Source organism: Elusimicrobiota bacterium (assembly GCA_026388075.1).
Lineage (GTDB): Bacteria > Elusimicrobiota > Endomicrobiia > Endomicrobiales > JAPLKN01 > JAPLKN01.
On sequence record JAPLKN010000097.1, the window covers coordinates 1 to 6633 of the forward strand.

The window sequence follows — 6633 nt, forward strand, 5'->3', positions numbered from 1 at the left end:
CTGGATCTCTCGCGAACTTCTTCAAACAATCTTATACGTTTAAAACACAGGGCAATCTGAGGGATATAAATTTTGCCTTCTTCTATGCAGGTATCAACGAAATTAATATTTACCGCAAAAAATATCGCTACGGTTATTTCCTCTTCAATTCTTATGGGCCATAAAATTACTGAACTATCTTTAAGCCAAGAAGGGGTGCTTAAAATCTTTGGGGATTTTTCAACAGTTACTGTTTTCTGATGGCCCCCGGCAAAGTCACTCCAGCTTGAAATTTCATCGTGCTTGGATAAATATATCGGCGTGATGCTTTGTTTATCAAACACAAATATTGATACCGATTTAATATCATTCCTGTCAAAGATAGAGATTTTCAGATGATCTATGGTTTCTTTCATATCCATCTGTTCAACAAATTCTCTGCCTAAAAGATAAAGCCTTGTTATTCTTTCCACCTCATTCTGCAAGCCCTTGCATTCTTTTTCTAAGGCAGATAACTCATTTTTTAAACTTCCAACATTTCCAATTAAATAATTTTTTTGCTCGCCGAAACTTTTTTCTTCACGGACAAATACTTTTCGTGAATAAAAAGGGAAAATACCTAAAACCATAAAAAGTGCAACCAGCACCCATGAATCAAGCCACCAAAGATTTTTTCCCGAAATAAAAAGGAGCATTAACCCCATAAAATTGAATAAAATTAAAGAAAAAGGCGCGTTAAAAGAGATAAAAAGTCCGGCGGGGATTAAGAAATATATAAGGAGATAACGCGCTTGTCCTTTAAGGAGCCAGTAAAGAACAAGAAATAATGTCGCAAAGATTAATATTCCCAGATAATTTTTGATTTTATCTTTCATTGATGAGTTTATTATGTTTCCTTTTTAAAATTCTATAATTTCTGTCCGATTGCGGCCCTTGCTTTTCGCATTATATAAAGCTTTGTCTGCAATGTTTATGAATTCAGCATCGGTTTTAACATTTTCATTGTATACTGCCAGCCCAACGCTTGCAGTGATTTCAAGAACAATAGGCTCTTCATTTTTATTTATGTAATGGAATTTTTCTTTCTGAATATTTTTTCTGATATCTTCTGCAACTTTATAAGCTTCTTTATTATTTGTTTGAAGCATTATTATTCCGAATTCTTCTCCCCCGTACCTGCTTAAAAAATCTGTATCCCTGAGACGTTTATGCATAACTGCGGAAATATGTTTTAGGACTTCATCTCCGATGTTGTGGCCATATGTATCATTTATGTTTTTAAAATGATCTATATCTATCAGAGCAATGCTCAAAGGAAGTTTATATCTTCTGGAACGGACAAGTTCCTGCAAAAGACGCTCTTTGAAATAGCTTTGCACAAATAACCCCGTAAGGCTGTCAGTAATTGCCAACTCCTGGGTTTTTTTATAAAGCTGCGCGTTAGTAAGAGCTATTGAAGAAATTCCCCCGAGTATTGAAAGAAGTCTCAGATCTCCTTCATCAAAAATATTTTCTTTACTGGAAGTTCCTTCAAGTATTCCCCAGAATTCGCTGTTTACTTCCAAGGGCACGGCAATCAACGAACGAAAGCTCGGATTTTCAATAACAAATCTGTTGTCTGTTGAAACATTCTCAATTAAAAGCGCCACTTTATACTTGTTTATGTAGGTCGCAAAAGTATCCAGGTGAAAACCTTTCCTAATTTTCCATTTTCCGCGGCCAATAAATTTTGAGGCAAGCTCCGTAACCAAAGGAATAATCTTTTCCTCGTGCATAGTGGAACTCAAAGGTATAGTCATCTCTTCAAGATATTTGTAATTTGACAAACGGGTTTTAAGATCAGACAAATGCCTGGCATTTTCTTCAATTTTATTTTTTAACAAATCTAGGTCTGTGCTCATTATCTCTTCTTCTACCAGGATTCTGTTATGATGTTTTTGGAGGGAAATTCTGTAAAATCCGAAAACAGCAAACATAGACCATAACCAAAGCGTTTGAAATAATAAAATTAAACTTGTTGCAGCTCCTGACGTGATAACGATTATCATAAAACTGACGGTCGTTATAAATCCCAAAAGAACACCGGCATAAACCGGCCCGGACAGGAAATAAAACAATATCAGCATTATAACGCTTAAAGGGAAAACCCGGGTTTTATCATAGCTTGAAGCAATCAGTTCATATACCCAAATAAAAAAAGATGCCCCTACAAATAAGGGGATAATTACTGTTTGGAAAAGCTCTTTTATAGCTTGTTTTTTCTTGCTGCTTATTTCCATGTTTTTCTATCTGTATAATCTAAGATTTGTGTTTTCAGTTTTCCCCCATTGAGCCGGTTATGAGTCGAACATTTTTTAGGAAGTCTTCGGTTTTTCGTGTTTGAGCCCCATCCTGGCCGGAGCCGAAGGGGCGAGTTGAAAAACCGCCTGAAAAATGCAAGCGAATGGCTCACGGGGTGCGTTTCTTTTGATTACTTTTCTTTAGGCAAGTAAAGAAAAGTAATCCAGGGGTGCAGGGGCGGGAAAGCCCCGCGACTTTCGCCTGTTTTATAAACAGAACATTAAAGTAATACATTCTATACTAAGAACTAAATTATATTTTCCGATAATTTATTGTAACGCTCTATCAAGTCTCTTTCTACAGATTCCCTTAAGGAATAGTCAGTAATAACAATTTGTTTTCTCCAACGGCCGATATCTTTTCTTTTTTCGGAAGGCCATAATACCCAGGGGCCATTTTTTCCCTCAATAACCTTGCACTCAATTTCAATAGATTCGTTAAAAACCACGGAAGCTAATATATTAGTTTTTGAGGGGCTGGAAATTTTCTTGAACTTGGCAATTCTATATTTCAGCGAGATGCTGCTACTGCCTTGGGGCTCCCTAGTTTCCAGGGCTTTACGGACAACTTCATTGGCTTCAGCAGTAAGAAGTTTTAGCTGAGGATAGGTTTGTTTTTTCGCAGAGATGTATTCCGGAAATTTAAAAAGAACTTTATCTGAAATATTGGCAACCAAAATGCCTCTTACTTTGATCGCATTATTGAATACTATTTCGGCCCTGGTTCTAAATTTAGAATTTTCCCCCTTAATTTCTTTTAACTTTACTGAAGTAATTGAGATATTTTGGCCAAAGGCACTCCCCAGGAAAAGGAATGACAACGAAAGCAACAAAAAGAATTTACGAAAGATTTTAAAGTTCATTATTTCACCTCTTTTATTTTCTTTAAAGCTTTTTGGGCTTTTATATTATTGGGATTAAGTCTTAAAGCCAGTTCCCAGGATTTTTCCGCGTCAAACAATTTCCCCTGGGCATAAAGCACTAAACCGTCCTGGTAACTTTTTTCTGCGCGATTTTCGTCAATTTCGGATTCCGAAGGAGCTTCCTCTTCGGCCTCAATTTGAGAAGTTTTTCTGGATTCTGAAAGCCTTTCAACGGATTTGTTTATATATTCCGAAGCTTTTGTATTGTAATCAAGAGATTCCGGAAATTTATTTTTAATGCATATTTCTTTAACTAGCTCCATGGATTTTATGCATGAAATCCATTTTGAACTGTCATAGGCTTTTACGCCTTCCTCAAACAACTGCTTAACTTTTTCTAATAATTCTTTCTCTTTTTTTATTCGCTCGGCATCCAACAGATAATTCTTTGTTTTTTCTTTATATTCAATTAGCTCTATTCTTTGAGGATTTATCTGAAGCACTTTTTCCCATTCATTTATCGCCTCATTATATAATATTTTTTGATAATCAGCATACCCGCTCGCATACGAATATTTTTCAATGTCAGAATCATTGTTGCGAATCGTGCTGTTTATTTCATCTGACATTTTTTTAATATAGACCTGAGCCGTTTCATATTCCGGGTATTTTAACATAATTTCCTTAAATAAATCAGTAGCTTTAAGGTAATATTTCTTGTTGTAATACCTAATCGCCTGTTTTAGCAAAGGCCTGACTTCTTTTTCCCTCGCTTTTCTTTCTTTTCTTGCTTTTGCAAGTGATTGTTTTGCTTCTTTTAAGAGAGAATACTTTTTACTTTCATGGAAAGCATCTTCAAAGAAATAGGAGATGCCTAAACGATGGATATTTGAATAATCGCTTAAATCAAAAGCGTAATCAAAATGGAATTTCGAAGTTTTGTAGCCCGTTCCAATTGTTATGTGATCGCTATAATAGCCGCATTTAACTAAATATTGTCTCAAAAAATTATATTCAATGCCAATAGCGCTTGTTAAATAATTGCATTCATAAATCAAGTCTGCCGCCATAGTAATCTCGTCATACGACAAAGCCCTGTATATTACCGGAACGCTTAAGGCGGCGCCCAACCGATAGATTGCCGGATAAGTTTCTGATTCAGAAATAAGCTTAATGGACGGGCTGACCAAATTTTGCACTGCAAAACCTGCAGAAATCGAACTCTTGTTTCCAAATAGTACAGGCCCTTTAAAATCTTTCTCCAAACCCGCATCCATTCCTATCCCGGAACCGGTGTAGCCGTTTAAATCCATATAAACACATCTCAAATCCAAACCGGCATTTAATAAGACAGGAGTTTTTATGGCGCGTGCTATAGAAATAAGACAAGCCCACTGATTTGTATTTATTGTATAAGGCGCATCATTTATATTTTTTCTTAGTTCTACCGGGCCGCTTCTTAAGTCAATCAATGAAATAGCGCCTGAATATGTATCGTTTAAAGGCAGGCCGAAACCGGCATAGCTGTACATAGAATCTTCAAAAAGTGAATAATACGAAAGAGTTACGGTTTTTTCTTTTATTTTTACGGCAAGGGAAGGATTATAAAAGGCAGAGGAAACATCGTCAAATATTGAAGACACTGTTTCCCCTCGCCCGAATCCTGCCACTGAAGGCCCGTGAAAAAGAAAATTTTCACGATGATAAGCAAAAGATGCTTCAGCAAAAAATAAAACTGTAAAAATTAAAATTATTTTATAATTAATATTCTGCATTTATCGGTATTTTCTCCGTAACCATATTTCTTTTTTATCTTGCATACATAAGTCCCGTTAAAAAGTTCTTTCCCGTCATCATCTCTACCGTCATAACTCATTTGATTAGTGCCTTTGTTTAAATTATCAAATGTTTTTCTCCAGCATAAGTCTCCGAATTCCGTATAGATTGAAAGTTCGGCAAATCCGTTATCCTGCATATCAAAAACAATATTTGTATTTTCATTTTTCGCCGGATTAAACGGATTAGGATAATTATATGCTTTCGCAACAGACCCTATAGTTTGGAAATTATAAACTAAACTTTTCGCCGATACTCCGTAAATATTTATTGCTTCAACCTGCCAATAATACTTGCTGGAAAAATCCATTGAGTTAAGCTCATGAAAATTATTTGTTCCGGTATATATTAGCTGGAGATTATTGGGATCTTTCCCGAAATAAAGTTTATATGTCGTTCCTCCGGATTCCGGGTTTACTGCATCCCATTTAAGCAGGACTCCTGAGCTGGTAACATAAGCCGCCTGTTCAATCCCCGTATTGATTACGTCATAAGGCCGCCGGGTAATGATAAAACTACCGCTATCAAGGTTATACTCTTGCGAATACTGATCATTCTTAACGATGTATCTGTATTCATAAGATCCGCACGGCAGGCTTACATCCTGTAGATAAAACCAATGTCTGGTTGAAGTGCTGAGAGATACGGTTGTAGAATTTAAGGAATTTGTCGGCCAGTATACTACTTTAGGGTATCCTGTGGAAGGATCATTTGAGTAAGAATCCTGATATTGAACTGAAAAATTAACTATATTTTCATTATAAACACATACAAAAGATTTTGTATGCTGCCAAACCAAAAATTGGGGCGGCGCTTCAGATTCATAATCAAAAACATCAAAATAATTTGTTAAAAACTCTTCGTCCGGCTCAGATAAGGTTCCCGTATTTACGCAAAACTGGCGTACGTAGCAGCACCCTGGAATTCTCGCATCAGCATTTATCCAGTCGTTTTTCATGAAGCTCGCGCCAGTCCCTTGGGAACTGTCTACTTCAATTATGTTGTCTATATCATTCATTGATTGTGTGGAACAATCGGAGAGTTTTCCTAAGCATAATATGGATAGAAAAATCAGTAAAAAGTGCTTGAAAATTTTTAGTTTTTTGGCCATAAAGATAAGTTGGCAAATCTGATGGTTTTTTACTTCGCTGAGGTGTGAAAAGTATAACAAAAACAATTTATAATTGCAATATTTAATTATTTGTATTTTTTTTATCAAAAATTTAAGAAAAATTTCACCCTTTTAATAAAAAATGCTGCTAAAATTCACGGAAATTATACATTTATTTAGCAGTTAACGTTTTAAGTATTTTATAATTTTTTTAATAGTTCAAAATCTTTATTGATTAAAGCCAATTTCTTTTGTTTTGTCCATTTCTTTATTTGGCTTTCTCTAGATAACGCAGAACCTTTATCTTTATGTTCCTCAAAATATACTAGTTTAAGAGGTCTATAAATTCTCGTGTATTTTGCTCCCTTTCCGATTTTATGTTCCTGAAATCGCCTTTCAAGGTTATCAGTAATCCCTGTATACAAGCTCCTATTCTCACATTCAATTAAATAAACATACCACACGGTCTACTCCTTCGACTCGCTCCGCTCGCTCAGGATGGTTC

The 6633-nt window shown here is 35.6% G+C and carries 6 protein-coding genes; all 6 read right to left on the minus strand.

Annotated features, from left to right (window positions below):
• The coding region (locus tag NT145_05205; GenBank protein MCX5782082.1) for a hypothetical protein at positions 1-854 on the minus strand (854 nt) is incomplete at its 3' end.
• Between the two features lie 24 nt (positions 855-878).
• Positions 879-2258, minus strand: a complete 1380-nt coding sequence (locus NT145_05210) for a sensor domain-containing diguanylate cyclase (GenBank protein MCX5782083.1) — start codon at positions 2256-2258, stop codon at positions 879-881.
• Between the two features lie 308 nt (positions 2259-2566).
• On the minus strand, positions 2567-3181 hold the full coding sequence (locus NT145_05215; GenBank protein ID MCX5782084.1) for a septation protein SpoVG family protein: 615 nt from the start codon (positions 3179-3181) through the stop codon (positions 2567-2569).
• Positions 3181-4956, minus strand: coding sequence for a hypothetical protein (locus NT145_05220; GenBank protein MCX5782085.1), 1776 nt, complete (start codon positions 4954-4956; stop codon positions 3181-3183). The genes NT145_05215 and NT145_05220 overlap by 1 nt, the downstream gene beginning before the upstream one ends.
• Positions 4932-6035, minus strand: coding sequence for a hypothetical protein (locus NT145_05225; GenBank protein MCX5782086.1), 1104 nt, complete (start codon positions 6033-6035; stop codon positions 4932-4934). The genes NT145_05220 and NT145_05225 overlap by 25 nt, the downstream gene beginning before the upstream one ends.
• Before the next feature lie 293 nt (positions 6036-6328).
• Complete coding sequence (locus NT145_05230; protein MCX5782087.1) at positions 6329-6592, minus strand: GIY-YIG nuclease family protein; 264 nt, start codon at positions 6590-6592, stop codon at positions 6329-6331.
• Between the last annotated feature and the right edge of the window lie 41 nt (positions 6593-6633).

What these genes read in the sequence shown, in the direction of transcription:
- NT145_05210 (MCX5782083.1), bottom strand. Translation starts at nt 2,258, where the DNA reads ATGGAAATAAGCAGCAAGAAAAAACAAGCTATAAAAGAGCTTTTCCAA.
- NT145_05215 (MCX5782084.1), bottom strand. Translation starts at nt 3,181, where the DNA reads ATGAACTTTAAAATCTTTCGTAAATTCTTTTTGTTGCTTTCGTTGTCA.
- NT145_05220 (MCX5782085.1), bottom strand. Translation starts at nt 4,956, where the DNA reads ATGCAGAATATTAATTATAAAATAATTTTAATTTTTACAGTTTTATTT.
- NT145_05225 (MCX5782086.1), bottom strand. Translation starts at nt 6,035, where the DNA reads ATGAATGATATAGACAACATAATTGAAGTAGACAGTTCCCAAGGGACT.